This is a genomic window from Sorangium sp. So ce302, assembly GCF_051530145.1.
Taxonomy (GTDB): Bacteria; Myxococcota_A; Polyangia; order Polyangiales; family Polyangiaceae; genus Sorangium; species Sorangium cellulosum_B.
Window position 1 is genome coordinate 1,727,851 of sequence record NZ_CP150326.1, and the last position, 26,953, is coordinate 1,754,803.

Below are 26,953 nucleotides of genomic sequence, written 5' to 3' on the forward strand. Positions count from 1 at the left end.
GTTCCGTCGTTCTCTGGCTCGGTCCGCGCCGTCATGCCGCTCGCACCTCGGCGACCCGCTCGCCCGCCTGCCGAGCGTCGTAGGCGAGCGCCGAGAGCTCACGGCGGAACTCCCCTGAGACGAGGACGTCGAGCAGGCGCTGCACCCTGCCGTCATCGAGCCCCTCGCGCGGGACAGCGAGGTCGTAGCGCTCCTCGGCCAGGGGCACGAAGCCGAGCCCGAACGCCATCGCCGCGTCGCGCGTCGCGACGCCGGTGTCCGCCGCGCCCATCGCCACGGCGCGCGCGACGTCGAGGTGGCCGGCGACCCGCAGGTGCGGCTTGCGCGCGAGCTCGAGCGGCAGCCCGTGGCCGCGGACCTCGCGCTCGAGGAGCCGCTGGGCGCCGGCGCCCGCCTCGCGGCCGGCGAGGCGCAGGCCGGGGAGATCGAGGTCGGCCACGCCGCGGATGCGGCCGGCGTCCTCGCGGCGAACGAGGAGGCCCGCCTCCCAGCGCGCCAGCGTGATGAGGACGATCGGCTCGGCGTGCCCGAGCCGGCGGACGTCGGCGACGTTCGCCTCGCCGGTGCGCGCGTCGACGAGGTGGACGCCCGCGACGTGGGTCCGCTGCCGGGCCAGCGCCTGGAGGGCCGCGGTGCTCGAGCGGGGGAACCAGAGGAACCGCCCCGGCCCCGGCCTCGTGTTGAGCCGGTCGGCGAGCAACCCGAGGCCGGCCGCGCAGCCCATCACGACGACGTTCTCCTCGACCTCGGCGAGCGCCCGGAGGGGCTCGACGACAGCCCTCCCGCGCCGCTCGCCGGTCACGATGCCGTCCGCGGCCACCCGCACCGCGTCCTGCTCGAGGGGGTAGGAGACCCAGCGGTCCGCGATGCGCGCGACCGCGGCGCGGCCCAGCGCCGCCGGAGCGTCGGTCTCGGTCGCGAGGTCCGCCGCCGCGCTCGACCCCCCGAAGAGGACCTCGACCGAGCAGTCGAGGGCGCTCGCGAGGCGCAGCGCGACGTCGACCGCCGGGGTCGCGCGGCCCGCCTCGATGGCGCCCACGCTCTGCCTCGTGAGGCGGGCGCGCTCGGCGAGCGCCACCTGGGACAGCCCGCGCGCCTCGCGCCGCGCGCGAACCCGGTTCGCCGCTCGGTCCGTCATGACGCACACTCTTTACACCGAGGAACGCTTTCTTGTCATCCGTTGGCCGCCTCGAGATGCCCCTCGCCCCCTCGACAGGTCGAGTCGCCCCGCTCGTCGCGCATTGTCCTGCCACGCTCCCGCTCGCCGCCGGAGCGCGTCTCGCCATGCTGTGCGGCGCCGGGGCGCCTTGCTCTTCGCGCAACGCGGCCTAGCCTTCGCGGAGTGGCTCAGCCCCACGGATCCGCCGACGCCCGCCGAGAGGACGGAACTTCGGTCATGCCGACGCGGACGCGCTTCGAGGCCACGGCGAGGATGGGTTACGCCATCCTCACCCTGCTCCTGGCGCTCGGCATGGCGTTCTCGGTGCGGCGCTTCTCGTCCGTGGCCGAGGCTCAGATCGATCGGCTACGCGCCAAGGAGCACGAGATCACGCTCGCTGAGCGGCTCCGGTGGAGCAGCGAGCTCATCGTGTCTGACGGCAGGGGCTACCTCATCTCCGGCGATCGCGAGCTCCTCGAGCAGGCGAAGAGCGCCAGGGCGCGCTTCGAAGAGCACGTCAGCGCGCTTCGAGACCGGACGCTCAGCCCGACCGGTCTCCAGCGGGTGGCCGAGGTCGAGCAGGCGGCCAGGCACTTCGTCCGGATTCAGGAAGAGCTGCTCGCCGCCCGGCAGCGGACCGGCGACGCGAGCGAGCTCGTGCGTCGATTCGATGAGGAGCTGAGGCCGCGTCACCGCGATCTCGAGGGCTCCCTCGCCCGCCTCGTCGACCATAAGCAAGACCTCCTCAAGCAGCTCTACGATGACGCGAAGGCGGAGCGAGCCCGGCTGGAGCTGTGGCTCGAGGGCCTGCTGGGCTTGCTGGTGCTGGCCGGCCTGGGGATCGCCTGGTACTTCACGAAGCTCCTCGGCGGCCCGTACCACAAGGCGCGGGAGGCGCGCGACGCCGCGCGCCTGGCGCTGGCGGCCCGCGACGAGCTCATGGGCATCGTGGCCCACGATCTGCGCAACCCGCTCGGCGCCATCGCGCTGAAGGCCGCGTGGCTGCGGCGGGGCGCCGACTCCGAGCGAACACGGCAGCAAGCGGAGTCGATCGAGCACGTCTCGCTGCGGATGGAGCACCTCATCAGGACGATGCTCGACGTGACGACGATGCAAGCCTCCAGGTTCTCGGTGACGCCGAAGCCGTGCGCGGTGGAGGATCTCCTGCACGAGACCATGGAGATGTTCGGGCCGCTCTCCGAGTCGAAGCAGGTCCGGTTCGAGCAATCCCTGAAGGAGCCCGGGCTCGTGATCCGCGCGGAGTGGGAGCGCGTGCTCCAGGTGCTGTCGAACCTCCTCGGGAACGCGCTGAAATTCACGCCCAAGAGCGGCCAGGTGACCCTCTCGGTGGACCGGGACGGGGCGATGGCCCGCTTCGCCGTCCTCGACTCGGGGCCGGGGATCCCACCCCAGAACCTCACGAGCATCTTCGAGCGGTTCTGGAAGGACGAGACGCCCGGGAAGAAGGGCACCGGCCTCGGGCTCTACATCGCCAAGGGGATCGTCGACGCGCACGGCGGCCGCATCTGGGTGGAGAGCGAGGTCGGGCAGGGGGCCCGGTTCTACTTCACGCTCCCGATCGCCGAGGCGGCGGGGCACGAGGCGCCCGCGGCGGCAGAGGCGCCCGCGCCCTCGGCGGGAGGCGAGGGCCGCCCGCGCGGGTGAGGCGTCGATCCACGCGGCGCGCGGCGCGCGGCGGCGCCCGTGCCGCCCGGCGCTTCACGGCTGCCCGCCGGCCAGCGCGTCCTCCCGGACGCGCGCGTAGAGCAGCACGTCGCCGAGCCGCCCGTCCTTCACGACGTGGCGGCGCATCCGCGCCTCGAGCGCGTAACCCGCCTTCTCGAGCACGCGGGCGGACGCCCCGTTCCAGTCGAAGACGCCGGCCTGGATGCGCTCGAGGCCCAGCTGCTCGAAGCCGTACCGCGTCAGCGCGATCACCGCCTCGGTCGCCAGCCCGCGGCCCCAGTAGGCCGCGCCGAGCCAGTAGCCGAGCTCCGCGGTGTGCCGGTGCACGTCGTCGAGGCGCTCGAGGCCGATGCCGCCGGCCGCCTCGCCGGCGACCACGATCGCCAGGGCCTCGCCGGGCCGCGCGCGCGCCGCGCAGTGCGCGATCCAGCCCTCGGCGTCGTCGCGCCTGTACGGGTGCGGAAAGCGATCGCGGAGGTTCGCCCAGACGCGGCGGTCGTTCGCGTTCTTCACGAGCGCGTCGACGTCGACCGCCGCCCAGGGACGCAGGGTGAACGCGGGCATCTCGAGGATCATGGCGTCGCTCCCTCCGGTCGAGCCTCGCCGGCCCGAGCCTCCGATCGATCGAAGAGCTTCACGAGGATCTCGCTCCCGATGCCGGTCGCGACCATCCGCTCGCGGCGGTTCGAGAGCAGGGCGCCGAGCCACGGCAAGGCGCCGCCGTCCCCGAGCGGGAGCTCGAGGCCGTCGTCCCGGCGGACGACGAGCTGGATGAACGGCCCGGCGTAGTAGCCGAGCCCCTGCAGCCGCCCGAGATCGTGCACGACCTCGACCTCCGGGCGCGCGCGGGTGAGCGGCTCGCTGACCTCGGCGACCCAGCGCTCGGCGCGCGCGAGGAGCTCGGGGCCGAGGCCGAGGGACCGCGCGGCCCCCACGAGATCCGCCGCGCGCCGCGGCAGATCGACGCCGGCCTCGCGCAGGGCCGCCTCGGACGACCCGGGCTCGTGCGCCTTCGCGCGCCGCGCCATCGCGTCCGCGTCGACGCCGCGCGCGCCGAGGCTCGCGCGGACCAGCGACGTGTCGGAGAGCACGACGCGCAGCCCCGCGGCGCGGAAGCCCGCGTGAGGCAGCGCGCGGACGAGGTCCGCCCAGACGACGAGGTGCTCGAGCAGGGCGCGCCGCTCGCACGCGTCGTCCTCGCCGCGGGCCGGCGAGCGGGCCGCCGTCACGAGGGCGAACAGGCGGAAGTGCGGCGTGAAACCCGGCTGGGTCGTGGGCTGCATGCGCAGGACGCGCTGGCTCGCGCAGAACCGCAGCGGCTCTCCGCCCCGGCTCCCGCGCCGGCGCCGCGCGGCGTGCAGCGCGAGCCCCGTCGTGGGATCCGCGGCGACCTCGGCGAAGCGGACCGTCGCGAGCACGTTGTTCGGCTCGACGCCCGCGCACGCCGTGGCGCCGAGCGGCCCGATCGGGGCGAGATCCACCGCCTCGAAGCCCGCCGCCGCCGCGTACGCCGCCGCGTCGAGGGCGTGCAGCCGCCGGGCGTCCGCCGTCGAGGCGTGCGTCATGGGCGCGCGCTCCGCGTGATCGAGGACGTCGGCGAAGCTCCGCCGCAGCGCGCGGCGGCGCAGGCAATGGAGCAGGAGCGTGGTCAGCTCGTTGCCCGGGAGGTCGTCGGCGAGGAGCCGATCGAGCGGCTGACCGGCGTGCGCCTCGGCCGCCCGGCGGGCGATGCGCGACGAGAGCTCGCCCGTCTTGCCGTCTTCGAGCGGCCGCCGCGGGGGAGCGGTGGGCCGCTCGCGGGCGGTGGGCCGCTCGCGGGCGGTCAACAGCGTCGTGAGGTCATCGGCGGTGGGCATGGCTGGCTCCTCGTCGACACGGTGCCCGGGATCTGGCACCCTGGAAAGGTCCAGATCCGCCGGTTTCGATGGTGCCAGCGCGCTCCGCCTCTCACGCCGCCCACGCCTTCCTCCACCTGCAGCGCGGCGCGCCGGCGACGCTGGCCGCCCAGCTGGTCGAGCAGCTGCGCCGCGCCGTGCTGGACGGCGTCCTCCAGCCCGATCACCTGCTCCCGTCGTCCCGCGAGCTCGCGCGGGAGCTCGGCGTGTCGCGCAACACCACTGTGGCGGCGTACGAGGCGCTGGCCGCGGATGGCACCATCGTGGTGCGCCCTCGGCGGGCGCCGGTCGTCGCGCACGTGCCGGCGCGCGCGGGGTGGCAGAGCGCCGCCCGCGTCCAGCCGGCGGCGGCCGCGCCGCGCACGTCGAAGAGCGCGCGGCGGCTCTCGGCGGTGGTGCCCCCCGACAAGCTCGACGCGCTCCTCGGCAGCCGCGCGCGGTCGCGCCCGTTCGGCGTCGGCCTGCCGGACCTCGAGCTGCTCCCGTGGCGCATCTTCGAGCGGTGCCTCGCGCGCCGCGTCCGCTCGATGTCGGCGGCCGACGCGCTCGATCACGATCCGCGGGGCGCGCCGCTGCTCCGGCGCGCGGTGCTCCACCACATCGCGGTGGCCCGCGGCGTGCGCGCGACGGTCGACCAGGTGTTCATCACGGAGGGATCCCAGGCCGCGGTGGACCTGTGCTGCCGCGCGCTGCTCGATCCGGGCGACGCCGCCTGGGTGGAGGACCCGGGGCCGCTGGCCCTCCGCGCGGCGGTGCGCATGGCGGGCGCGCGGCCGATCCCGATCCCGGTCGACGAGGACGGGCTCCGGGTGCACGCCGGCGCGCATCGACGTCGGGGCGCTCCGCGCGCGCGGGTCGCCTTCGTGTCGCCGGCCTACGCGTTCCCCTCGGGGGCGCGGCTCACGCTGCCGCGGCGCATCGAGCTCCTGTCCTGGGCCGCCAGGGCGGGCGCCGCCGTCGTCGAGATCGACTACGAGGGCGAGCTGCGGTTCGACGGCACCCCGCTGCCCTCGCTCCTCAGCCTCGACCTCGAGGGCGTGAAGGATCGCGTGATCCACGTGGGGACCTTCAGCCGCTCGCTGTTCCCGGGCCTGCGGCTCGGCTTCATGATCGTGCCGCCCGCGCTGGTGCGCGCCGTGGCCATGGTGCGCGCGGCGTCGACGCGCTCGCCGCCCTACCTGCTGCAGGCCGCGCTCGCCGATTTCATCGACGAGGGCCACTTCGCGCGCCACCTCCGGAAGCTGAAGCAGGCGACGCGGCGCCGGCGCGACCTCTTGCTCGCGGAGCTCGGGCTGCTCTTGCCGAGCGCCGTCCGGGCGCGGGCGCCCGCGGGGGGCTCGGTGCTGACGCTCGACCTGCCCGCGGGCGTGGACGACGTGGCCATCGTCCAGGCGCTCGCGGCGCGGGGCGTGGACGCGCAGCCGCTCTCGCGCAGCACGGCGGCGCGCGCTTCGGCCCGCGCGCCGCGCGCGCCCGGGCTCATCCTGGGGTTCGGCGCGCACTCGGAGGGCGCGCTCCGGGATGCGGCGCGGACGCTGGCGGCCGTGGTGAGCGAGGCGATCGGCGCGGGCGAGGCCGGCGCATGGCCGGGGTCGCCGCCGCGATAGTGCTTGTCCCCCAGGGACGCGGTACCGCCCGTCGTGAGCGAGCGCCGCGCCCACCGCCGCGCCGTACGAGCAGAGGGCTCGTCCGCGCTCCGCGATCCGGCCCGCTGGTCCGGGCGCGTTCCGGAGAGCACGCCGATGCAGGCCATCGCCGTGTCACCGCCTGCCACACCTGACACCTGTCACACCCGGTCGGTGTGGCAGGCTCCCCGGCGTCGCAGGACGGTCGCGCGCGCGCCAAAAGCAGGAGCGGACCGCGCGCACGCGGAGATCGCGCGGGTCCTCGCCGCGAGGACGGGCTGGCATCGAAGTCGCAATCCGCGAGACCCGTGACCTCGTAGACGGAGGAGACGCTCATGCTGCTCAAGAAGATCGTGGGGATGTCCGTGCTCATGCTGTCGGTCGGCTCGGCTGGAGCCTGTGGCGGGCTCGAAGGCTCGAAGGGGACCGACGTGGAGGAGGTCGAGGCGTTCGCCAGCCCGATCGAAAACGAATATCAAGGGTTCGGGTGCGTTCCCGTGGCCATGTCGATGTTCGAGATGGAGGCGTACGGCGTCGGCTCGTCCTGTGCCCTCATCGGGCGGAAGAAGAACGCCGAGAGCCGCGCGATCGACGCGCTCGAGGCCCACGCGGAGAACGAGTGTGAGGCGATCCGGGACGATAACCCGGAGGTCTGGGACATCCTCTGTCGGGAGATCTGCGAGTTCAACGGGTACGACGAGACGACCGGCACGGGGATGTGCTCGTACGAGGTGACGGACACGGACACGTGGGAAGAATCCGGCTGTGCCATCGGCTCGCGGCAATACAACCAGCAGGAGGCCACCGTCCAGTGCGGCTGCGACTGCCTCATGGACCTCTGAGGCCGAGCGCGCGAGCGGCCCGGCTTCGCCCCTGGCAGGGCGATGCAGCGACGTCGCCAGTCCCTGGCCGAACGGCTGGCGGGCGGAGCTAGCGGCCGCCGGCGACGTCCAGGAGGGAGCCGGTGCAGTAGGAGGACTCGCTGGAGGCGAGCCACAGGATGGCGTGCGCGACCTCCTCGGGGCTGCCGGCGCGGCCCAGCGGCAGGCTGGCCTGGAGCCGCTCGACCCGCCCTGGATCGCCGCCGCTCGCGTGGATGTCGGTGTCGATGATGCCGGGCCTGACGGCGTTGACCCGGATCCCCTCGGCGGCGACCTCCTTCGCGAGGCCGATCGTGAGCGTGTCGACGGCGGCCTTCGAGGCGGCGTAGTCGATGTACTCGCCCGGGGAGCCGAGCTGCGACGCCCGCGAGGAGACGTTCACGATGGCGCCGCCCTTGCCGCCGCGGAGCGTCGACATGCGCCGGACCGCCTCGCGCGCGCACAGGAAGCTGCCGACGACGTTGGTCGAGACGATGCGCTCCACCCGCGCCGCGGTCATGTCCTCGAGGCGCGCCTGCCGATCGAGCACGCCCGCGTTGTTGACGAGCGCCGCGATCGGGCCGAGGTCGCGGTCGACGGTCTGGAACAGGCGCACGACGTCCTCTTCGCGGCTCACGTCGGCCGCGATCGCGAGGGCGACGCCGCCGTGCGCGCGGATCTCGTCGACCACCCTCGCCGCGGCGCCCTCGTCGCGCAGGTAGCTCACGGCGACCGCGTAGCCTCGGCTCGCGGCGAGCAGCGCGGTGGCGGCGCCGATCCCGCGGCTGCCGCCCGTGATGAGCATGATGTCGGCCATGGCGCGGGAGCCTACGCGAGCCCGCGGCGAGGCGGGGTGCTGTGAGGCTCGCGGTCGCGCTGGAGCGTTGAGCAGCTTGGAAACCAGAGAAATGAGCCGCCAAAACGCCAAGCACGCCAAGGACGCCAAGCACGCCAAGAAGACATGAAGATGAGCCGCCGAGTCGTCAGGAAGACAAGAAGATGAGCCGCCAGGTCGCCAGGAAGACACCAAAATCTTGGCGTCCCTGGCGACCTGGCGGTTCAACTTCTTGCTGTTTGCATGCGGCTTCGACCCGCTGGTCGCTCTAGACTCGAGTCTGGTCGCCGCACCCACCGCGCGCCGCGGCCGCTCCCCGATGGCCCCGATCCGCCTGTGCGCTGCCGCTTTGCTCGCCGTCCTCGTCGCCGCGTGCGCCGGCCGGACCACGGCGGTTCCTCCGGCCGAGTCGGCCTTTCCGCCTGGCCTCCCGGCCCCCTTGCCGGAGCGCGCGCCTGCCGCGGGGGAGCCCCAGGCGTCACCACGTGCTGCCGCGGCCGAGGCCGTGGAGCCCGCCTGGGCGCCGCCGATCGTGCACACGCTGGCCGTGCTCACGGTGACCCGCAGCGTCGAGGCGGTGCTGTGGCCCGAGCCCTTCGCCGACCTTCGCGCGGAGCGATGGGGATACCACTATGGCGAGGCGCTCACGAAGCCGCCGCTCTTCGACGCCGCTCAGCCCGCCTTCCGGTGGGATCACGACCCGTGGCCGATCAACGTGGTCGGCCACGGCCTGCTCGGGAGCGAGATGTACCTCAGGGCGCGGATATGCCGCTTCGGCGCCCCGGCCGCGCTCGCGTTCGCCATCGCCGGCACCCACCTCTGGGAGTACGGCTACGAGGCCAACGGCGTCCGGCCCTCGGCGCTCGATCTTGTCTACACGCCGCTCGCCGGGGTCCTCCTGGGCGAGCTCCGGTACGCGACCTGGCGCGCGGCAGGGGGCATCGAGAGCGCGCCGGCGCGCCTGATCCTGCGCGCGCTCATGGATCCGTTCGGCGAGATCGAGCGGGGCGCCGGGGTCTTCGACTGCTAGTCTCGAGGTGGACACAGCTGCCTGACACCGGGCAGCTGTGCCCACCTCGAGACTACAGCGGTTTCCGCCCACCTCTGCACCATGCAGAGCAGAGCGGCGGTCACCCGCACAGGAGACGGGCCCAGATCGGCGTTTTCGGCGCGCAAGCGCACTCCGGTGCGCTGAGCACCGAAAACGTCGAGGTGGGCCCGTATCCGAAGCGGGTGACCGTCGCTCCAGGACCTGTCAGCAGAGATACGCGTAGAAGTTCCCGAGGGCGCGAAGCGGCTCGACCACTTCCTGCTTGCCGCCCGCCAGAGCCGATTGCCTCCAGCGAATCGCTCTGTCGAGCATGGCTGCAATCCTCCGCTCAAGCTCGGGATCCCTCATGAGCGGCGCCCAGAGGAGCATGCCTGCGCCGCCGACACCTGCGCCACCGTATGCGACCCAGCTGGCGGGATTCTCCCGCCGGAACTGGAGCAGAAACCTGTGAGCCGATCCGTCAGAGAATTCCAGACTGTTGATGGTGCCTGAGCGCCACGTGACCAGGTCAGCCACGTCGAGCCCGTTCATCACCGTCGAGCGCCAGGTTGCTCCCAGGTCACTCGAGCTCCTGACGGCCTCGGGAATGAGCCCGTCACCAACGTTGAGCTCCACCGATGGCAGCACTCCCACGAAAGCCCAGGTGCCGAACAATGCGCCGCGACGGTGTGAGCCTCGCAGGAGGTCCCCACAGTCGCAGCGGATCGTCCACCGCCCATCGTCCAACCGCACCGGCTTGCCGATGAGCGATGCGAGCGGCAGGCCACAGGCGTCGCACGCCGTGGGAGGTCGCCAACCGGGAACACCCTTGCGCGCGCCGAACGGAAGCCGCGAGAAACAATTGTCGCACAGGGTAGTGCCTGCCAGCTGGACGCTTCCCGCGGTAAACGGGCATTCGATGTGCGCATTGTGCAAGCCGGTCGCTGTCGCGCCTTCCAAGTGTCCACTCCTTTGCCGAACTTGGGGCCAGGAAATCGAGACGCGACTCGAAAGTCAAGCTCCTTGCTTCTGGTTCGGGATGTTCACTCGATTTCCACGCAGATGGCATCACCGAGCTCGCGAGAGTCGGTCGCGCGGACGCCGCAGCCGTAACCTGGACCGTCGATGGAGCCCCCTCCACCGATCCTCGCAATCCCCCAGTACCCGACGTGAGTGCATATCTCATCCGAGTACGCGGAGGCGGTAGCGAAATCCACGTGCTCGAAGCCTTCCAGGCACTGATCTCCGCCTCTCACTACCGCGAAGGTGGTCCCGTCAATCTCAAAGAGCTGGTAGTTGGGCTTGCAGAGGATGTAGTCCAGCTCGCGGGTATCGTCGGCGTGCTGCTGGCAGTTGTTCCACGGGCCATCTATCGAGGACCCGTCTGCGATACGAAAGACCCCTGAATAGGGGAGCTCATCGCAGCGGGCGAGAAACGTCCAGAAGGCGTCGAGTGGGGTCAACGGTGTGTACCCTACGGGGCAAGATTCTCCTTCGTATACTCCGAACTCCAGCGCCTGAGCTTGAGCCGGTGCGCTCAGCGAGATGCCTCCGGCGACAAGGCCGCAGATCAGGGCGCCCATGGGCATCGTGTGACAGAAGTGTTTCATTTGTTCGCCAATGTGTTGTTATGATGGGTTATGTTTCCAAGCCAAGCGCGTGGTCGTGCGCAGGCGTTCCTTGGTGCATCCTGGTCACGTCGCAAGACGCCCCGTGGGCTCCGCAGTGGAGAGCCCGCTCCGTGCTTCATCGGCCAGCGCGGAGGCATCATTCTCAGAAGCGGAAACGCTGTCAATGTCTAAACGGGCGTATCGTTTTCATGGATATCTATGATTGGAATGGAAATGGCAATCTGATCCTAGTCACCCGGTCAGTAGAACGGGCCTTGCCTTCAGTCGGGCTCTGCAATTCGCTCGTGGGTCCCAGAGCTCGGCGAGGCGCGTGCCGCTCGCGACGTCGTCTCCCTTCACGGCAATCGCCAGTCTCGAAGAGCCGCAGCGGCCCCGCGCGACCCTCGCGCTCGAAGGACGCGCCCGGAGCACCGCGGCGGATCATCGAGGCCAGGTTCCATCCGCCGTGATGTCCTCTGCACCGGCCGAGCCACATGATGAGCCCGCTGCAGCCCGAGGTGCGGAGGCAGGCGCATCCGACCCGCCCCGCATCCGCGCCGGGATCACGTTCAGAGTATGCGGCGACACGGCGGGCGACGCCAGACGGCGGGCTGGAACGGCGGCGTTCGAGAAATGAAACAGTGCTATCGAGCGCAGGGCGCCGCCTCCGCGCAGCATCGCGCCGTACCCTGCGTGGCCATCGCCCCGCAGGTAACCGGTGAAGCCCTGCAGCAGCGCAGCTGGAGGCTTCGCTCTCCAGTCCGATTACGGCTTCGAGCTCCTTGCGCGCTGATGTTGTGAGATCAGGGCAAGCGCCCGTTCCGTGTGGCTGGCCTCCAGCATGCTGATGATGGAGTGGGCCGCCTGGATCATGTTGAGGAGCGCTCTCCTGGGCACGTCCCACGAGCGCGCGAAGGGCTCCGAGCTCCCGGGAAGGTCGATTCGTGTGAGGACCGCCACGACCTCCCCGCGATCCTGCAACACCAGGTCCTGTGACATTCAGCCGCGGCGGGAGGCCGTCGGCCGGGATGGCGGGGCAGAAGGCTACTCGAGTGTGACTTTCACGAAGGTGGACCGACTGGCGATGTCGCGCCTCCCCCACGAAAGGTCTCATGAATCGGCTCTGCGCCGCAAGGCCCCGATGCTGTCCAGCGCCATGGGGCAGGTCCGTCGAGCACCGGCGGCAGTCGACGCGTCTCCAGCGGGCCGGGGCGCCCTCCGCCGCCGCGTCGCCCGCGATGAAGGGCCCGCGGCATCACCGGTTCCACCGTACAGCCACGCTGTACGCGCTGGTTGACATCGAGCACCTCACGCGATCCGCCTCCCTCCTTGAAAAGTGACGCTGTATCGACAACTTATCCATCTGTCGAAGGGCCGCTCTCGCGCCATGGCCTGCGGGCCTCGCTGTCGCTCTGGCGCCCGCTGCTGAACGACGGTATTGGGGATCGAAGATGCATCCCGCCTTCGCCGTCATTCAATTCGGTCCCTTTGCGAGCGCCTACCACGCGGCAGCGATGACCCCGGAGTTCAAGGAGGCGCTCGGCGCATTTCTGGAGAAGGAATTGCTGCCGCAGGTCGAACAGCCTTTCGAGTCGACGAGCGGAGCCCTGGTGGCGGCCTACGATGCAGAACGGTACTGCGGTCCGAACAGCGCCGTCCGCGACATCTATAAATTTGAGTTCGCGTTCCATCGTTCGTCGGGCGATGACACGATCGAGGTCGAGCTGGTGTTCCGTGCGCAGGCCAGGGCGTTCTCCGCAAGAAGGAACAAACCGCTCTACCTCTGGACTCCCGCCCGCCGCGATCGATACAAGGCGGAAGGTCGACAGCTCCAGCACCTCTGCGGCTGCATCGCGAGGCACGAGGGCGTGGAGGCCGTTTGCCCCTTGTGTTCGGCGGTGCTGAGCGTCCACGATTCGCCAAACCTGTTTGATGTGAGCTGCCCGAGCCGCTGCTTCAAGTACAACGTTCACCGAGATCCGGCGGACGGGCAGTTCCTCCACGGTCACTTCTTCCGGAAGGAGCCCGGTGATGTCTGACCCCGCTCCTGTCGGATGTCGGGCAGCCGGTACACGCCGCCGTCCTCACGCCGATCTTCCTTGTGGTGAGGGCATGAGACGTCGGACGGCCACCGACGTTGCCAACCGACGATGTCGACCATCGCGAGCCTTCGCCGGCAGCGCACGGGGGCCTGACACGATCGCGAGCGCCCCCGGTGCACCGGCCTGGTATCGTGCCCGGAATGAGCATCCGGCACAGCGCCGTCTGGGGGCGAGGTCACCTGATTGTGATCGCGGGATCCGAGGGGCACGTGCTCCGCTCGGAGGACGGCGGCCAGCGCTGGAAGAGGGCGCAGACGTCCACCCGCCAGGACCTCAGCGCGCTCGCAGGCACCGGCGCGGCGCTGATCGCCGCCGGACACTGCGGGACCCTGCTGTCCTCGCGCGATGACGGGCAGCGCTGGTCCGACGTGGGCTGCGGCGCGACGGCGGACCTGCGCGGGGTCGCCCTGCGGGACGACGGCGAGGCCATCGCGGTGGGGCTCGGCGGGACGGTCCTCCGCTCCGGCGATCACGGCCAGACCTGGGGAGCCGGGCCGAGCCCCGGAGACCTCTGCCTGGAGGCCGCCGCGGTCGACGCCGAGGGCCGCTTCCTCGCGCTGGCGCTCGAAGGACAGCTCGCCACCCTGCAAGGGGCGACATGGACGCGCCACAAGGTCCCGGGCCGGAGTCCGAGGGCGCTCTGCGCGCGAGGCGGGCTCGTGATCGTGGGCGACGGCGACGGCCATGCCCACGCGAGCCGGGACGGGGGCGCCTCCTGGGAGTCGCATTCCACCGGGACAGGGCGCTCGATCAAGGCGCTGTGGCTCGGCGCCGCGGGCGTCGTGATCGCGTCCGGCGAAAGCGGCATCCTGGCGATCAGCGAGGACGAGGGCCGCACCTGGAGGCGCACCGCGCTCCGGTCCGATCAGCACCGCTGCGCGGCGTGGGGCGATGACGAGGGCGCGATCTGGTGCGTGGGAGACGGCCCCGCCGCCCGATCCCTCGATGGCGGGAAGAGCTTCGCCAAGGTGCCAGTCCAGGCAGGGGACGCGCCGCTCGACGGGCCCTGGGAAAAGGTGCCTGTCCGGGGGAAGTTCCGGGGTCTCTGGGTGCAAGTCCAGGGGGTCGTGCTGGTGGGCGACGGAGGCACCGTCGCGCGAACCCACGACGGCGGCCAGACCTGGGAGAGGAGCGCCGTGGAGGACGCCGGCGCGCTGATCTCCGTGTGGGGCAGCGGCGAGACGATCCTGGCTGTCGGCGAGGGCATCTCGCAGATCCGGACCGAGGACGGCGGGCGCTCCTGGATCGACGTGACAGGCAAACCCGGCGGCGCCTCGGTCCACGGGCAGAACGAGACAAGGGCGTTCGCCGTCCTCGATGGCCGGGTCTGCCGCCTCGGCGCGGGCGGTTCACGATGGCTGGAGCTGGAGGTCCCGCGCGAGCCGCGCCTCCGCGCCGTCTGGGCGGGGCCGGAGCAGCGCGCCGTGGCGGTCGGCTCCGGCGGGACCATCGTCCGCACGATCGACGACGGCGCCACGTGGGAAGCCGCGGAGAGCGGCAGCTCCCGCGATCTGTCCGCGATCTGGGGCAGGGGCGACGAGCTCTTCGTGGCTGGTGGACTGGGCGTCTTCGACGTGCTGCGCTCTCGAGACGGCGGCGCGACCTGGGCGGTGGTGGCCCAGGTCTCCGGCAGCCTCAGGAGCCTCTGGGGAGACGACGCTGGCACGCTGTGGGCCTGCGGCGCGCGCGGCGTGCTCCTGCGCTCCATCGATGGCGGCCACACCTGGCGAGGCGAGGCGTCCGGCACCTGGGGCACCCTGTTCGAGGTGCGCGGGGACGGGGCCGAGGTGTGGGCGCTGGGGGAGAACGTCCTGCTGCGCCGGCGACATCGGGCGTCGACAGATTAACTGCCCGCACATTCCTCAGAAATACGTTCGAAACAGAGCGATTGCTACACCAGGGAGAGCCTCCTCGACGCGCTCGGTGAGGGTGGCCGACGCGACTCCATGGCACCGCGCTCTTCCCTCCGGCTCAAGATCGTCACCTCCGAGACGACCACGCACACCCACTGTCCTTACTGCGCCTTCCAGTGCGGCGTGGTCATGACGGATCGCGCGGACCACGCGGGGGCGATCGACGTCCGACCGGACGACGATTTCCCCGTCAACCGCGGGCAGATGTGCATCAAGGGGTTCACCTCCGCGGCGCTGCTCGATCACCCCGAGCGGCTGACGGTGCCGAAGATCCGCGGGCGCGCCGGCCGCCTCCTGCCGGCGCGCTGGGACACGGCGCTCGATTTCGTCGCCGAGCGGCTCCTCCGGCTGCGCGAGCTCCACGGCCCCGCGGCGCTGGCCGCGTTCGGCAGCGGCGCCCTGACGAACGAGAAGACCTACCTCCTCGGCAAATTCGCCCGCCTCGCACTCCAGTCGCCGAACGTCGATTACAACGGCCGTTATTGCATGTCCTCGGCGGCCGCGGGGCACAACAAGGCGTTTGGCATCGACCGCGGCCTGCCGTTCCCCGTGTCCGATATCGCCCAGACCAAGGCGCTCCTCCTCTGGGGCGCGAACTGCGCGGAGACCCTGCCGCCGATCATGCAATGGATCTTCGCGCAGCGCGACAACGGCGGCGCGCTGATCGTCGTCGACCCGCGGCGCACCGACACGGCGCGCGCCGCGGCGCTCCACCTCCAGCCCACGCCCGGGTCCGACCTGGCGCTCGCGAACGGCCTGCTCTACCTCGCCCTCGAGGAGAAGCTCATCGACACGGCGTACATCGCCGCGCGCACGGACGGGTTCGACGATCTCCGGCGCGTCGTCCTCTCGTACCACCCGGCGCACGTCGAGCGGCTGACCGGGGTCTCCACGCAGGATCAGCTCAAGGCCGTGCGGCTGCTCGCCGAGGCGCCGAGCAGCATGCTGCTCTCCGGCCGCGGGCCGGAGCAGCAGTCGAAGGGGGCAGACACCGTGCTCTCCTTCATCAACCTGATGCTCGCGCTCGGCAAGGTCGGCAAGCCGTACAGCGGCTATGGCTGCCTCACCGGACAGGGCAACGGCCAGGGGGGCCGCGAGCACGGCCAGAAGGCCGATCAGCTCCCCGGCTACCGGCATATCGAGGACGCGGAGCACCGGGCGGCCATCGCCCGCGTCTGGGGCATCGACCCTGCCGAGCTGCCGGCCAAGGGGAAGAGCGCCTACGAGCTGCTCGACGCGCTCGGCCCCGAGGGGGGGATCCGCGCGCTGCTCGTGTTCGGATCCAACGTGGCTGTCGCGTCGCCCAACGCGCTCAACATCGAGCGGCGGCTCGCCTCGCTCGATCTGCTCGTGGTCTGTGACGCCTTCGTCAACGAGACGGCCCGGGACGCCCACGTCCTCCTTCCGGTCGCCCAGTTCGCCGAGGAGGAGGGGACGATGACGAACCTCGAAGGGCGGGTGATCCTGCGGCAGAAGGTCCGCCCCGCGCCCCCCGAGGTGAAGACCGATATCGAGATCTTCTGCGAGCTCGCGCGCCGCCTCGGCGCGGGCAGGCACTTCCAGTACACGTCCGCGGAGCAGGTGTTCGACGAGCTGCGCCGGGCGACCGCGGGCGCCAAGGCGGACTACAGCGGCATCACCTACGACAAGATACGCCGGCACCGAGGCGTCTTCTGGCCGTGCCCGTCGGTCGAGCACCCGGGGACTCCGCGCCTCTTCGCCGAGCGGTTCCATCACCCGAACGGCCGTGCGCGGTTCCACGCCGTCCACCACCGCCCCGCCGCCGAGCTCCCCGACGACGCCTATCCGCTCTACTTCACGACGGGCCGCTACAAGGAACACTACAACTCCGGCGCCCAGACGCGCCGGGTCTCCAAGCTCGAGGAGGCCAAGCCCGAGCCGAAGGTCGAGGTCCACCCCAGGCTGGCGGCGCGCCTCGGCGTCGTCGACGGCGACTCCCTGCTCGTCGAGAGCCGGCGAGGGGCGGTCACCTTCCGGGTAGCGGTCGTGCCTTCGATCCGGCCGGACACGCTCTTTGCTCCGTTTCACTGGGGCGGCAGGAAGGCCGCCAATGTCCTCACCGTGCCGGCGCTGGACCCGACCAGCCGGATGCCGGAGTTCAAGGTGTGCGCCGTCAGGGCGCGCCGGGTCTCGGAGTCGAACTGATGCGAAGGAAGGACCTTGTCATCGTTGGCAACGGCATGGCGGCGTGCCGCCTGCTGGACGAGCTGATGTCGCGCGGCGCCAGGGACCGCTACGACATCACCGTCTTCGGCGAGGAGCGGGGCGGCGCCTACAACCGCGTCCTGCTCAGCAAGGTGCTCGCAGGGGAGGCGCCCGACTCCATCGTCACGAAGCCCCCCGCCTGGTACGAGCGGAACGGGGTGCGGCTCGTCAGCGGGACCTCCGTGGCGCGGATCGACACCGGGTCGAGGGCGGTCGTGTCGGCGGACGGCGCGCGCCATCGTTACGACGTCGCCGTGCTCGCGACCGGCAGCCAGCCGCTCGTCCCGCCGCTCGAGGGCATGACGACCTCGGAGGGCGATCTGCGCCAGGGCGTGTTCGTGTACAGGACGATGGACGATTGCGTCCGGATGCGCGGCTGCGCGCGGGCGGGCGACAACGCCATCGTGGTCGGCGGCGGGCTCCTCGGCCTGGAGGCGGCCAAGGTGCTGAGCGACATGGGCCTCCACGTGACCGTCATCCACGTCGCGAAGAGCCTCATGAACGCGCAGCTCGATCCGATGGGCGGCGACATGCTCGAGCAGCATATCGAGCGCTGCGGCATCTTCGTCCGCACCGGGCGCACCGTCGAGGCCATCTGCGGGGAGGAGGCGGTCGAGGGCTGTCGCCTCGACGACGGCAGCGTCCTGCCGGCGGACATGGTCGTCCTCGCGTGCGGCGTCCGGCCTCGCGTCGACGCCGCGCGCGCCTCCAACCTGCCCATCAACAAGGGCATCGTCGTCAACGACACGATGGCCACCCAGGTACCCGGCATCTACGCGATCGGCGAGTGCGCGGAGCACCGGGGCAGGCTCTATGGCATCGTGACGCCCATCTGGGAGCAGGCCGCCGTCCTCGCCGACGTCCTGACGGGCGCGAACCCGCAGGCGCGCTACCGAGGCACGAAGATGTATACCCGGCTGAAGGTGGCGGGCGTCGACGTCACCTCCATGGGCAGCACCGAGCCGGAGCTCGAGAGCGACGACGTGCTCCAGGTCGTGGAGACGCGGAAGAGCACGTACCGGAAGCTGATCCTCCGCGACGGGCGACTGTTAGGCGCCCAGTTCGTCGGCAACACCGCGGCCGCGGCCACGCTCGTGCAGCTCTTCGATCGCAACGATCCGCTGCCCGCCGATCCTCTGGAGGCGCTCTGCGCCGGCGGCGGCGCGGGGCCGGCGGCGCAGGCCGAGCGCATCGTCTGCAACTGTCACAAGGTCAGCGAGGCGACCCTCCGGGAGGCCATCGAGGGCGGCGCTTGCTCGCTCGAGGCGGCGTGCGCCGCGACCAAGGCCGGCACGGGGTGCGGCTCCTGCCGCGGCGAGGTCGCCCAGCTCGTGGCCCGGCACGCGCCCTCGCCGGAGTACGAAAGCGGCCGCGCCGTGGCCGCCGGATAACGTGGAAAGCACGCCGGGGCGAGCCGAGCGGCGCGGAGGCGCCCTTGGCGCGCGAGGATCCGCCCCGCTATAGACGCCGGCGAATGCACCGCACGCCGCGCGAGCGCCTCCACGAGCTCTTCACCAAGGTCGACGCGTTCTTCGCGAGCGCGAGCGCCCGCCACGGCGGGCGGATGGCCTGCCGCACCGGGTGCAGCGACTGCTGCCGGCGGCGGTTCTCGGTGACGTCGATCGAGGCCGACGCGATCCGCGAGGCGCTCGCGGCGCTCCCGGAGGCCGACCGCGCGGTGCTGGCCGAGCGCGCGCGGGCGGGCGATCCGGGCGTGTGCCCGGCGCTCGACGGGGAGGGGAGGTGCGCGATCTACGCGGCGCGGCCGCTCATCTGCCGCACGCACGGCCTGCCCATCCGGTTCGCGCCGGCCAGCGAGCGCGCGCTGCCGGTCATCGACGCCTGCCCGAAGAACTTCGTGGGAGAAGACCTCCACGCCGTCGAGGCGTCGTCGGTCCTGGACCAGACGACGCTGTCGACGGTGCTGGCCGCCCTCGACATGGCCCACGCCGACGCGGCGGGGCAGCCGCGAGGGCAGCGCGTCGCGATCGCCGCGGTGCTCTCGGGCGAGGGGTAGCTGCCGACGAGCGGTCGGCCTGATGACGAGCCGGTCCGGCTCAGCCGATCGACGGTCGCCGGCGCCATGACGCTCCCGGCCTCGGCTTGCGTGCGCTCGCGGTGGCACAGATAGGCATTGTACAGGCCAACTATGGCCCATCTATTGGCTCACTGTGGGCCATGTGCTGAACGTGTGCCCATGGGCATACGCTGAGTTATGGGAAATTCAGGTTGGCCCGCGGGTTGCTCTCAGGTGGTGGCCCACTCTGGACCGATGGCAGGTCACGGCACACGCCGCCGCCGGTCCGGGAGGGGCAGCTTATCTGGAGGATAGAATGACCAAGACGATCAGAGGGTTTGGGTCGGTGGCGGCGGCTGGCGTGGTGTTCGCGGCCTTGCTCAGCGGTTGCGGCTCGCAGGGTGCTGAGCGCGGGCCGGACGTCGGCTCGATCAGCTTGCCGCTCGCGGCCGATGCAGCGTCTGGAGCGCGATATCGGCTCCGCGACGCCACGTTCGAGATCTCGAACGGTTATTACTACTACGAAGATGAGAATACCTCGGCCATGGCTGTCGGTGGTGGCTACGGAACTGTGGTGACGGTCAGCAGCGAGGACGAGGATCCGGACGCGAGCTCCATCCTCGTCGATCTGGAGCAGGGCAACTACGGCGTCAGGCTCCTTCCGGGCTGGCACTTCGAGAAGGTCGAGGACGGCACGGTGACGGATCCAAACGTGGAGGCCACGCTGCTGTCGTCGCAGAATGTCTACGTTAACGTCTCGCCGCATTCGACGAGCTGGGTTCAGTATGCGTTCGGTATCGGGAGCAGCGAGCTGTGGCTCAACGGCAAGGTGAACCTCGACATCAACGTCTACGAAGATCCGGACGACTACTACGGTGGCGAGGGTGGATACGGAACTTCGGTCGGAGTCGGGGGTGCGGGCGGCGGCGACTACAGCTCTGGCTACAGCGCGGCGGGGGTCGGCGGCAGCGGCGGCTACTAGCGCTGGCGCGAGGAGCTGAGCGGAGCGGAGCGAGCGACGTTATCGCCCGTCAGCGAGGGCTGCACTGCACGACGCAGAAGGCCGTGGCGCCCTTGGCGCGGGCGCTCGCCTCGCACGACCGCTTCGCTTGCTGCGACGCCAGGAAGCGGTCCTTCGCCGAGCCATTGCCGAACACCATCTGATAGTTGCACGCGCCCGCGAAGCCGCAGACGCGCACGGACGCGCTCGCCGTACACCACCAGGACGTCCCGCCCGCCGCGCCTCCGTTGCTCGGGCTTCCATTCGAGGAGCCCTCGCTCGGTGAGGTGGGCGTCCGCGCTGCTGTCGACAGAGGCGCCGGCGCCTCGCCCGTCTCGTCGTCGGCAGCAGGCGACGGCGCCTCGCCCGCGGCGCGGTCGCCGGTGGACGGGTCTTCGCCCGCCGCCTCGTCGGCCTCCTGGTCGGGGCGAAGCGGGGTGCTCGTCGACGTGGGCACCACCGGCGAGAGGCCGCCGGCGGTCGACACGCCGGAGGGCGTGGTCTCGACGACGGTTTGCTCCGGCGATGCGCTCGCCACCAGGTACACCGCGCCGCCGATCACGAGGATGGCGCCCACGCCCAGCGCGAACAACCCGCCGAGGACGATGAGCACGATCACGAGCGGCGACAGGCCTGACTTCGGACGCTGCGGCGGCTGCGGAGGGTAGTAAGGCGGCGGCTGCGGAGGGTAGTAAGGCGGCGGTTGCGGAGGGTACTGAGGCGGCTGCTGCGGAGGGTACTGAGGGCGCCCTGGACCAAACATCTCGCAGTCATAGCGCAGCGGAGCCGTCCGCGCTGCGTGAGACGAACACCCACGCTGTCGGCGAACGAGCGATGTCGCGCCGGACGAGCCCGCCCGCAGGGGCGCTGTCCGCGGTGGTGTTGCTCCGGAGCCGGCGGAGCGGCGCCCCGCGGCCCGCTCACACCCAGCCGGTCGTGGCGCGCAGGAGCAGCCCGAGCCCGAGCGACGCGCCGTTCGCGAGCGCCGAGGCCGCGATGGCGTGCGTGGCAGGCAGCTCGCGCAGCGCGAGCCGGTAGACGCCGAGCTCGAGCAGCACCGCCCAGAGCTCCGAGAAGGCCAGTCGCGCCGTGGCGCCGATCGCGAGCGCGGGGAAGATGAACCACACCGCCGGGTGACTCGCGAGGTTGGCGACGACGACGAGCGCGGCGCGGCGGCCTCGTGACCGCTCCGCCGCGCCGAGCAGCGGTGAGGCGACGGCGAGCTCGATGAGCAGCGTGAACGCGAACGCGCGCGCCCAGGCGGCCACCAGCGGATCGGCGAAGACGCGGCTCATGGCGCGGCCGGCTGCGCGGCGATCTCCGGCCCGCCGCCGTCCACCCCGCGCGCGCACCCGGACCGCTCCTGGCGCGCCTCCTCGGCGCGCCGGCCGACGTCGCCGCGGACATAGAAGTACGCGAGCAGCGCGAGCTCCAGGTACCCGTGGAAGGAGGCGAGCGAGAGCACAAGGTTGCGCGCGCCGAGCGCGCCGCGCAGGGCGCCGAGCAGCACCAGGCCAGCGATGAGAGCCACGGCGGCGAGCCCTGCGTCCCCGAAGTCGCGCCGGAGCGAGCGCGCGGACATGCGGAAGGTGGTCGTCCGCTGGCCCGGGTGATCTTCCTGGGGAATGAGCAGCAGCCAGACCGCGTAATGGACGGACTGCAGGAACGCATAACATGCGGTGAGCGCGACCGCGGAGCGGATCGGCAGCCCGGGAGCGAGCCAGTCGCTCGCCAGGAAGAGGTGCAGCCCGAAGGCGTCCAGCCACCCGGCGCGCAGGGTGAGCGAGGTCATCGCCCCGCTCGCGAGGAGCGCGGTCCCGGCCAGCACGAGGCCGAGCGGCCAGGCGACCGCGCGCACCCGGCGGCGGAAGAGCGCGAGCCACAGCGCGAGCGCGACCAGGTTGTGCGCGTGCGCGAGGACGAGCCGGAAGCCGCGCGGCGCGGCGAGCGCCGCCGCCGACAGCGCCACGGCGGCGGCGGCGGCCAGCGCGACGCGCCGCCACGCGCGCGACGCGAGCGCGCCGGCGACGACCGCGGCGCCGAGCCAGGCGGCGAGCAATGCGTGCTCGGCGCGGAGCAGCGCCGCGGCCGAGCCGAAGAGCTCCTGGGCGCCCCGCAGCCCCAAAAGCGCGGCGCAGGCCGCCCAGACGACGCCGCGCCACCACGACGGCAGCCCGCGCCGCAGCACGAGGTAGCGCACGTCGGCCGCGACGTGCAGGACGCCGAGCAGGACGGGCCCGAGCACGAGCAGCGCGCTCGGCGCAAAGACCGCCATGGTGAAGGCGCCGAGCGCGTTGGCCGCGGCGAGGGTGGCTATCCTGCGATCGGGGCGCGCCACGACGGCGATCGCGAGCTCGCTCCGGCGGAGCAGGCCGAAGAGGCGCCGACGCGCGCCGTCGAGCGGCGCGACGCCGCGCTCGAGCAGGCGGGCCACGCTCGCAGGCGGAGGACCGGGCGCGCGCACGGTCGACGCCCGGTTCAGCGGCGCCGGCGGGCGGTCACGAGCGCCGCGGCGCCGCAGAGCAGCATCAGCCCCGCCATCGCGCCGCCCGAGGCGGCGCCGCTCATGGCGCAGCCGCCGTCGTCCGATGACGCCTTGTCCGCGCCCGCGCTGCCGGCGGACGTCGCGCTCCCGCCCGAGGAAATGCACAGATTGCAGTCGTATTCCATCGTGGTGAAGCCGCCGTCCTCGCCTGGCAGCGTTCGCTGGCACTTCTGCTGCGTGCACGTGCCAGGCTCGTTGTAAGCGGGCCCTGCGTTGTTACAGCTCGACCCCGGCGTGTCGCAGCTCTCGGGCGGCGGGACGTCCGCCCGCGCTGAAGAAGAGGTGAGCAGCGGCGCTGCGAGCAAGGTGGCGATCGCCACAAGGCACGAGGGCTTCATCATCCCGCCACTCTGTGCTTTTGCACGGAAAACCGCAAGAGCGGAGCCTCCGAGCCACGCTCGTCGCGCCTGGCCCTTGCCAAAATAATATACCCGGGTAATATTGTCGCCATCATGAGCGACCCGCCGACGTTGCCGACCTTCACCGCCTTCGCCGGCGCCGAGCGCGTCGTCCGCGGCACGCTGGAGGAGATGCTGCGCGAGGCCAAGAAGCGGCTCGACGCGGATCCGGAGCTCCGGCTCTTGATCTTCGAGGACGCCTCGGGGAAGCAGGTCGACTTCGACCTCCGCGGCTCCCTCGAGCAGGTCCTCGCGCGCGCCAGGCCGGAGCGCCCGGCCAGGGCGGGCCCCGGTCGCCCGAAGCTCGGGGTCGTCTCGCGCGAGGTGTCGCTCCTGCCCCGGCACTGGGAGTGGCTCGAGCGTCAGCCGCAGGGGATCTCGGCCGCGCTCCGCAGGCTGGTGGAGGAGGCCAGCAAGCGCGCCCCGGACGAGGATCGCGCCCGGGAGGCGCGCGCCGCCGCCAGCCGCTTCATGTGGGTCATGGCCGGCGACCTGCCCCTGTTCGAGGAGGCGTCGCGCGCGCTCTTCGCGTCGGACAAGCGGCGCTTCACGGAGCTCACGCGCTCCTGGCCCGCGGACGTGCGAGAGCACCTGAACGAGCTCTTGCGCGAGGGCGGGGCCTTCCCTGCAGCGCGCGAGGGCAAACCGCGGCGAACGAGGTAGCCGCAGCCGCCGAGCCGCCATCCGCGAGACGGTCAGATACTACCCGGTAAAAATATATGGACACCAACATCGAAGTCGAAGCGCCGTCCGCGCCGCGCGGCGTGCACGACATGACGCAGGGCAAGCCGCGCGCGCACGTCGTGCGCGTCATGCTGTTCATCCTGGCCGGCATGGCGATCCAGACCCTCTATGGCCTGATCGACATCTACTGGGTGGGGCGCCTCGGGAAGGAGGCCGTCGCCGCCGTGGCGGTCTCCAGCAACCTGATGTTCGTCTCCCTGGCCGCGACGCAGATGCTCTCGGTCGGCTGCGTGGCGCTCGTCTCGCAGGCGGCCGGGAGAAAGGAGCACGGCGAGGTGCAGCGCCTGTTCAACCAGGTGCAGAGCCTCGCCACGTGGGCGGGCGCCCTCTTTCTCGTGCTCGGCCTCGCGCTTCACCGCACGTACGCCGAGCGGCTCTCGGGAGACGCCATGACCGCCGAGCTCGCGAGCAGCTTTCTGCTCGCGTTCATTCCGGCGCTCGCGCTGCAGTTCACGATGGTGGGGCTCGGCTCGGCCCTGCGCGGCATCGGCGACATGAAGCCGGGCCTCGTGGCCCAGACCGCGAGCGTGCTGCTCAACATGGTCCTCGCGCCCTTCCTCGTCTTCGGGTGGGTATCGGGGCGCCCGCTCGGCGTATTCGGCGCGGGCCTCGCCACGCTCCTCGCGACCGCGGCCGCCGTCGTGGGGCTCGCCGTCTATCTGCTGCGCGGCAAGACCTTCCTTCGCCTCCGCCTCGCCGACTGGCAGCCAGACCTCGCCACATGGCGAAAGCTGGTGGCCATCGGCTTGCCCTCGGGCGCGGAGTTCTTGTTGCTGGCCGTCACCATGGGCGTGATCTACGTGGTCACGCGCCCCTTCGGCTCGGAGGCGCAGGCCGGGTTCGGCATCGGGCTGCGGCTGATGCAGGCCGGCTTCATGCCTGCCGTGGCGATCAGCTTCTCCGCTGCGGCGGTCGTCGGCCAGAACTACGGCTCCCGCGCCTACGCTCGCGTCCGCGAGACCGCGCTCGAGAGCGTGAAGCTCGTGCTCGGGTTCATGCTCTTCTTCACCCTGGTCTGCCAGGTCTTCCCCGCGCAGCTCGTCGCGCTCTTCTCGCCCGCGCCGGACGTCATCGCGGCCGGCGTCGACTACCTCCAGGTGACCTCCTGGGGTTACTTCGCGAGCGGCATCGTGTTCGTCTGCGCCGGCGTCTTTCAAGGCCTCGGCAACACCTGGCCTTCGCTCGCCGCCTCGGGGGCGCGCGCGGTCGCGTTCATCCTCCCCGTGCTCGTCCTGAGCGCGCGCCCCGGCTTCCGCATGCACACCATCTGGCTCGTATCGGTCGGCACCACGCTCGGCCAGCTCGGGCTCCAGCAGATCCTGCTGCGGCGCGAGCTCGCGCTCAAGGCGCCCGTATCGCAGTGACGCGCTGCCGGGGGGCGCAGCGCCCGGCCGAGCGCAGCTCAGGGACGTGCGCCCGCCGTCCTGGCAGGCAGGGCGCGCACCTGGTTCTTCCGCATGACCTCCGCCGTCAGGCGAGCCGCCATGGCGCGCGGCACGAAGCGCGCGAGGTTCGAGAGGATGTAGTTGCCGAGGCCGTGGATGGCGTGGGTTCGCCCCGTCGAGAGGGCGCTCAGGCCGAGCCGCACGACGTCGCCCGCCTTCGCCTTGGCGCCCACGGCCGCGGCTTCCCCGGCGATCTCGAAGAACGGCGTCTCGGTCGCGCCGGGGCAGAGCGCGACCACCTTCACGCCCCGCTCGCCGAGCTCGGCCCAGAGCGCCTCGCTGAACGAGAGCACGAAGGCCTTGGTCGCCCCGTACACCGCCATCGAGGCGATCGGGTAGAACGCCGCCGTGGACGCGACGTTGAGGACCGCGCCGCGCGCCCTCACGAGATCGGGCAGGAACGCGTGGGTCATCGCGACGAGCGCGCTCACGTTGAGCGCGATCTCCTCGAGCTGCCTTTCGATCGGCGTCTCCTCGAAGCGGCCGTGGGTCGCGAATCCGGCGTTGTTGATGAGCAGATTGACGGACACGCCGCGGCGCGCGACCTCGGCGTGCACGCGCCCGATCGCCCCCGCGCTCGTGAGGTCGTCGGCGATCACCTCGACGCGGACGCCGTGCGCGGCGCGCAGCTCGGCGGCGAGCGCCTCGAGCTTGTCGCGCGAGCGGGCGACGAGGATCAGGTGGCATCGCTGCGCGGCGAGCTGGCGGGCGAATTCGGCGCCGATGCCGGTGGAGGCTCCAGTGACCAGGGCGTTCCGGTTCTCGAAGGGGTGTCGCGTCATGCCTCCATGTGTAAGCTCTGTGTGGGTTCGCGAGAACGGACATCTTCGGGCATCGGAGTTCCACGGATGAAAAACGACGCCTTCTCCTGGGACGACCTGCGCGTGCTGCTCGAGGTCGATCGACGTCGCAGCTTCCTCGGCGCGGGCAAGGCGCTCGGGCTCTCCACCTCGACGGTCGGGCGGCGCATCGACGCGCTCGAGCTCGCGCTCGGCCGGAAGCTCGTGCACCGGACGACCGCCGGGACCTCGATCGATCCGGCGGCGCGCGCGCTCGTCGCGCTCGCCGAGGGCATGGAGAGGGAGCTCCGCGTCGAAGGGAGGGACGCGCGCGGCGCCGAGTCGCTCGAGGGCGTGGTGCGCGTCTCGATCAAGGAGAGCCTCGCGCGCCCGATGGCGAAGGTCCTCTCCGCGTGGCGGCGTATCCACCCCGAGACGCTGATCGAGCTCGCCTCGGAGGCGCGCCTCGCGGACGTGGCGAAGCGTGAGGCCGACCTCGGCGTCCGGACGGTGCGCTCGTCGTCGAAGGCGCTCGTCGAGAAGCGCCTCGGCACGTTCTCGTACGGCCTCTGGGCCTCGAACGAGTATGTGGAGCGACACCTGCGCGACGGCCACCTGCGCGAGGCGGACTTCCCGCGGCACGACTTCGTCGGCTACGACGGGCCGGGGCGGGAGTCCGAGCAGGAGCGGTGGCTCGTCGCCCGCGGCGCGCGTCGGTTCCCGTTCCGTTCGAGCTCGGACGACGCGATGCTCACGGCCGCGAGCGAGTCCCAGGGCATCTGCATCTTCGCGGACGCGCTCGCGCGTGACGTGCCCGGGCTGCGGCGGCTCGCCTGCGCGACGCCGCTCCCGACGGTGAGCGTGTACCTCGTGGTCCACCGGGATCTGCGGCGCGTTCCGCGGATCCGCGGCGTCGCGGGGGCGATCGAGGAGGCGATCCGCCAGATCGCCGTTCGGGAGAAGGCTCGCGGCTAGTTTCGGCCGCCAGGAGTCCGAAGGGAGAGTTCAACGCAAAGGCGCAAAGACGCAAAAATGCATGAAAATTCTTTCTCTCTCTCTCTCTCTCTCTCTTGCGCCTTTGCGC

The 26,953-nt window shown here is 71.6% G+C and carries 24 protein-coding genes; 13 read left to right on the forward strand and 11 right to left on the reverse strand.

Annotated features, from left to right (window positions below; genetic code table 11):
• Window positions 1–31 precede the first annotated feature (31 nt).
• Window positions 32–1,138, reverse strand: coding sequence for a substrate-binding domain-containing protein (locus WME73_RS06615; protein ID WP_437744636.1), 1,107 nt, complete (start codon window positions 1,136–1,138; stop codon window positions 32–34).
• Between the two features lie 258 nt (window positions 1,139–1,396).
• Here WME73_RS06615 and WME73_RS06620 point away from each other — a divergent pair, with 258 nt between their 5' ends.
• Window positions 1,397–2,824 (forward strand): sensor histidine kinase, encoded by a 1,428-nt coding sequence (locus WME73_RS06620; protein WP_437744637.1) that lies wholly within the window; start codon window positions 1,397–1,399, stop codon window positions 2,822–2,824.
• A gap of 54 nt (window positions 2,825–2,878) precedes the next feature.
• Here WME73_RS06620 and WME73_RS06625 read toward each other — a convergent pair whose 3' ends face one another.
• Window positions 2,879–3,421, reverse strand: a complete 543-nt coding sequence (locus tag WME73_RS06625) for a GNAT family N-acetyltransferase (protein WP_437915126.1) — start codon at window positions 3,419–3,421, stop codon at window positions 2,879–2,881.
• Window positions 3,418–4,701, reverse strand: a complete 1,284-nt coding sequence (locus WME73_RS06630; RefSeq protein WP_437915127.1) for a hypothetical protein — start codon at window positions 4,699–4,701, stop codon at window positions 3,418–3,420. Before WME73_RS06630 ends, WME73_RS06625 begins: the two co-directional genes overlap by 4 nt.
• 68 nt (window positions 4,702–4,769) lie before the next feature.
• On the opposite strand from WME73_RS06630, the gene WME73_RS06635 reads away from it, so the two are divergent.
• Window positions 4,770–6,347, forward strand: coding sequence for a PLP-dependent aminotransferase family protein (locus WME73_RS06635; RefSeq protein ID WP_437744640.1), 1,578 nt, complete (start codon window positions 4,770–4,772; stop codon window positions 6,345–6,347).
• Between the two features lie 353 nt (window positions 6,348–6,700).
• Window positions 6,701–7,207 (forward strand): hypothetical protein, encoded by a 507-nt coding sequence (locus tag WME73_RS06640; protein WP_437868271.1) that lies wholly within the window; start codon window positions 6,701–6,703, stop codon window positions 7,205–7,207.
• Between the two features lie 88 nt (window positions 7,208–7,295).
• On the opposite strand, the gene WME73_RS06645 is transcribed toward WME73_RS06640, so the two are convergent.
• Complete coding sequence (locus WME73_RS06645; RefSeq protein WP_437915128.1) at window positions 7,296–8,042, reverse strand: SDR family oxidoreductase; 747 nt, start codon at window positions 8,040–8,042, stop codon at window positions 7,296–7,298.
• A gap of 337 nt (window positions 8,043–8,379) precedes the next feature.
• Between WME73_RS06645 and WME73_RS06650 the strand changes: the two genes are divergently transcribed.
• Window positions 8,380–9,090 carry a DUF3943 domain-containing protein gene (locus WME73_RS06650; protein ID WP_437915129.1) on the forward strand — a complete coding sequence of 237 codons (711 nt, stop codon included), beginning with the start codon at window positions 8,380–8,382 and terminating at the stop codon, window positions 9,088–9,090.
• Window positions 9,091–9,315: 225 nt separating this feature from the next.
• Here the strand turns inward: WME73_RS06650 and WME73_RS06655 are convergent, their stop codons facing one another.
• Both WME73_RS06655 and WME73_RS06660 read right to left on the reverse strand, forming a co-directional pair.
• Window positions 9,316–10,050 (reverse strand): hypothetical protein, encoded by a 735-nt coding sequence (locus WME73_RS06655; protein ID WP_437915130.1) that lies wholly within the window; start codon window positions 10,048–10,050, stop codon window positions 9,316–9,318.
• Between the two features lie 83 nt (window positions 10,051–10,133).
• Window positions 10,134–10,553 (reverse strand): hypothetical protein, encoded by a 420-nt coding sequence (locus tag WME73_RS06660; protein WP_437915131.1) that lies wholly within the window; start codon window positions 10,551–10,553, stop codon window positions 10,134–10,136.
• Between the two features lie 1,598 nt (window positions 10,554–12,151).
• Between WME73_RS06660 and WME73_RS06665 the strand changes: the two genes are divergently transcribed.
• From WME73_RS06665 to WME73_RS06690, 6 genes are all read left to right on the forward strand, one after another.
• The gene (locus WME73_RS06665; RefSeq protein WP_437744646.1) at window positions 12,152–12,739 is read left to right on the forward strand and encodes a hypothetical protein; all 588 of its coding nucleotides are present in this window, start codon (window positions 12,152–12,154) and stop codon (window positions 12,737–12,739) included.
• Between the two features lie 203 nt (window positions 12,740–12,942).
• Window positions 12,943–14,649, forward strand: coding sequence for a WD40/YVTN/BNR-like repeat-containing protein (locus WME73_RS06670; RefSeq protein WP_437915132.1), 1,707 nt, complete (start codon window positions 12,943–12,945; stop codon window positions 14,647–14,649).
• Window positions 14,650–14,748: 99 nt separating this feature from the next.
• Entirely contained in the window at window positions 14,749–16,881 is a 2,133-nt protein-coding gene (locus tag WME73_RS06675) for a molybdopterin oxidoreductase family protein (RefSeq protein WP_437915133.1), read from the forward strand.
• Window positions 16,881–18,332: an FAD-dependent oxidoreductase gene (locus WME73_RS06680; protein ID WP_437744649.1), complete on the forward strand. Its 1,452-nt coding sequence runs from the start codon at window positions 16,881–16,883 to the stop codon at window positions 18,330–18,332. Before WME73_RS06675 ends, WME73_RS06680 begins: the two co-directional genes overlap by 1 nt.
• An 83-nt stretch (window positions 18,333–18,415) precedes the next feature.
• Window positions 18,416–18,958: a YkgJ family cysteine cluster protein gene (locus WME73_RS06685; RefSeq protein ID WP_437915134.1), complete on the forward strand. Its 543-nt coding sequence runs from the start codon at window positions 18,416–18,418 to the stop codon at window positions 18,956–18,958.
• Window positions 18,959–19,274: 316 nt separating this feature from the next.
• Entirely contained in the window at window positions 19,275–19,940 is a 666-nt protein-coding gene (locus tag WME73_RS06690) for a hypothetical protein (RefSeq protein ID WP_437744651.1), read from the forward strand.
• Window positions 19,941–19,989: 49 nt separating this feature from the next.
• Here WME73_RS06690 and WME73_RS06695 read toward each other — a convergent pair whose 3' ends face one another.
• The 4 genes from WME73_RS06695 to WME73_RS06710 form a co-directional block, all read right to left on the reverse strand.
• Window positions 19,990–20,721 (reverse strand): hypothetical protein, encoded by a 732-nt coding sequence (locus WME73_RS06695; protein WP_437744652.1) that lies wholly within the window; start codon window positions 20,719–20,721, stop codon window positions 19,990–19,992.
• 157 nt (window positions 20,722–20,878) lie between these two features.
• Entirely contained in the window at window positions 20,879–21,253 is a 375-nt protein-coding gene (locus WME73_RS06700; RefSeq protein ID WP_437915135.1) for a hypothetical protein, read from the reverse strand.
• On the reverse strand, window positions 21,250–22,422 hold the full coding sequence (locus WME73_RS06705; protein ID WP_437915136.1) for a hypothetical protein: 1,173 nt from the start codon (window positions 22,420–22,422) through the stop codon (window positions 21,250–21,252). Before WME73_RS06705 ends, WME73_RS06700 begins: the two co-directional genes overlap by 4 nt.
• Window positions 22,423–22,436: 14 nt before the next feature.
• Window positions 22,437–22,844, reverse strand: coding sequence for a hypothetical protein (locus tag WME73_RS06710; RefSeq protein ID WP_437744655.1), 408 nt, complete (start codon window positions 22,842–22,844; stop codon window positions 22,437–22,439).
• A gap of 111 nt (window positions 22,845–22,955) precedes the next feature.
• Here WME73_RS06710 and WME73_RS06715 point away from each other — a divergent pair, with 111 nt between their 5' ends.
• Both WME73_RS06715 and WME73_RS06720 read left to right on the forward strand, forming a co-directional pair.
• Window positions 22,956–23,564, forward strand: a complete 609-nt coding sequence (locus WME73_RS06715; RefSeq protein ID WP_437915137.1) for a DUF2239 family protein — start codon at window positions 22,956–22,958, stop codon at window positions 23,562–23,564.
• Window positions 23,565–23,620: 56 nt separating this feature from the next.
• On the forward strand, window positions 23,621–25,009 hold the full coding sequence (locus WME73_RS06720) for an MATE family efflux transporter (RefSeq protein ID WP_437915138.1): 1,389 nt from the start codon (window positions 23,621–23,623) through the stop codon (window positions 25,007–25,009).
• A gap of 38 nt (window positions 25,010–25,047) precedes the next feature.
• Here the strand turns inward: WME73_RS06720 and WME73_RS06725 are convergent, their stop codons facing one another.
• Window positions 25,048–25,872, reverse strand: coding sequence for an SDR family NAD(P)-dependent oxidoreductase (locus WME73_RS06725; protein WP_437915139.1), 825 nt, complete (start codon window positions 25,870–25,872; stop codon window positions 25,048–25,050).
• Between the two features lie 66 nt (window positions 25,873–25,938).
• Here WME73_RS06725 and WME73_RS06730 point away from each other — a divergent pair, with 66 nt between their 5' ends.
• Complete coding sequence (locus tag WME73_RS06730) at window positions 25,939–26,844, forward strand: LysR family transcriptional regulator (RefSeq protein ID WP_437915140.1); 906 nt, start codon at window positions 25,939–25,941, stop codon at window positions 26,842–26,844.
• Window positions 26,845–26,953: the final 109 nt, after the last annotated feature.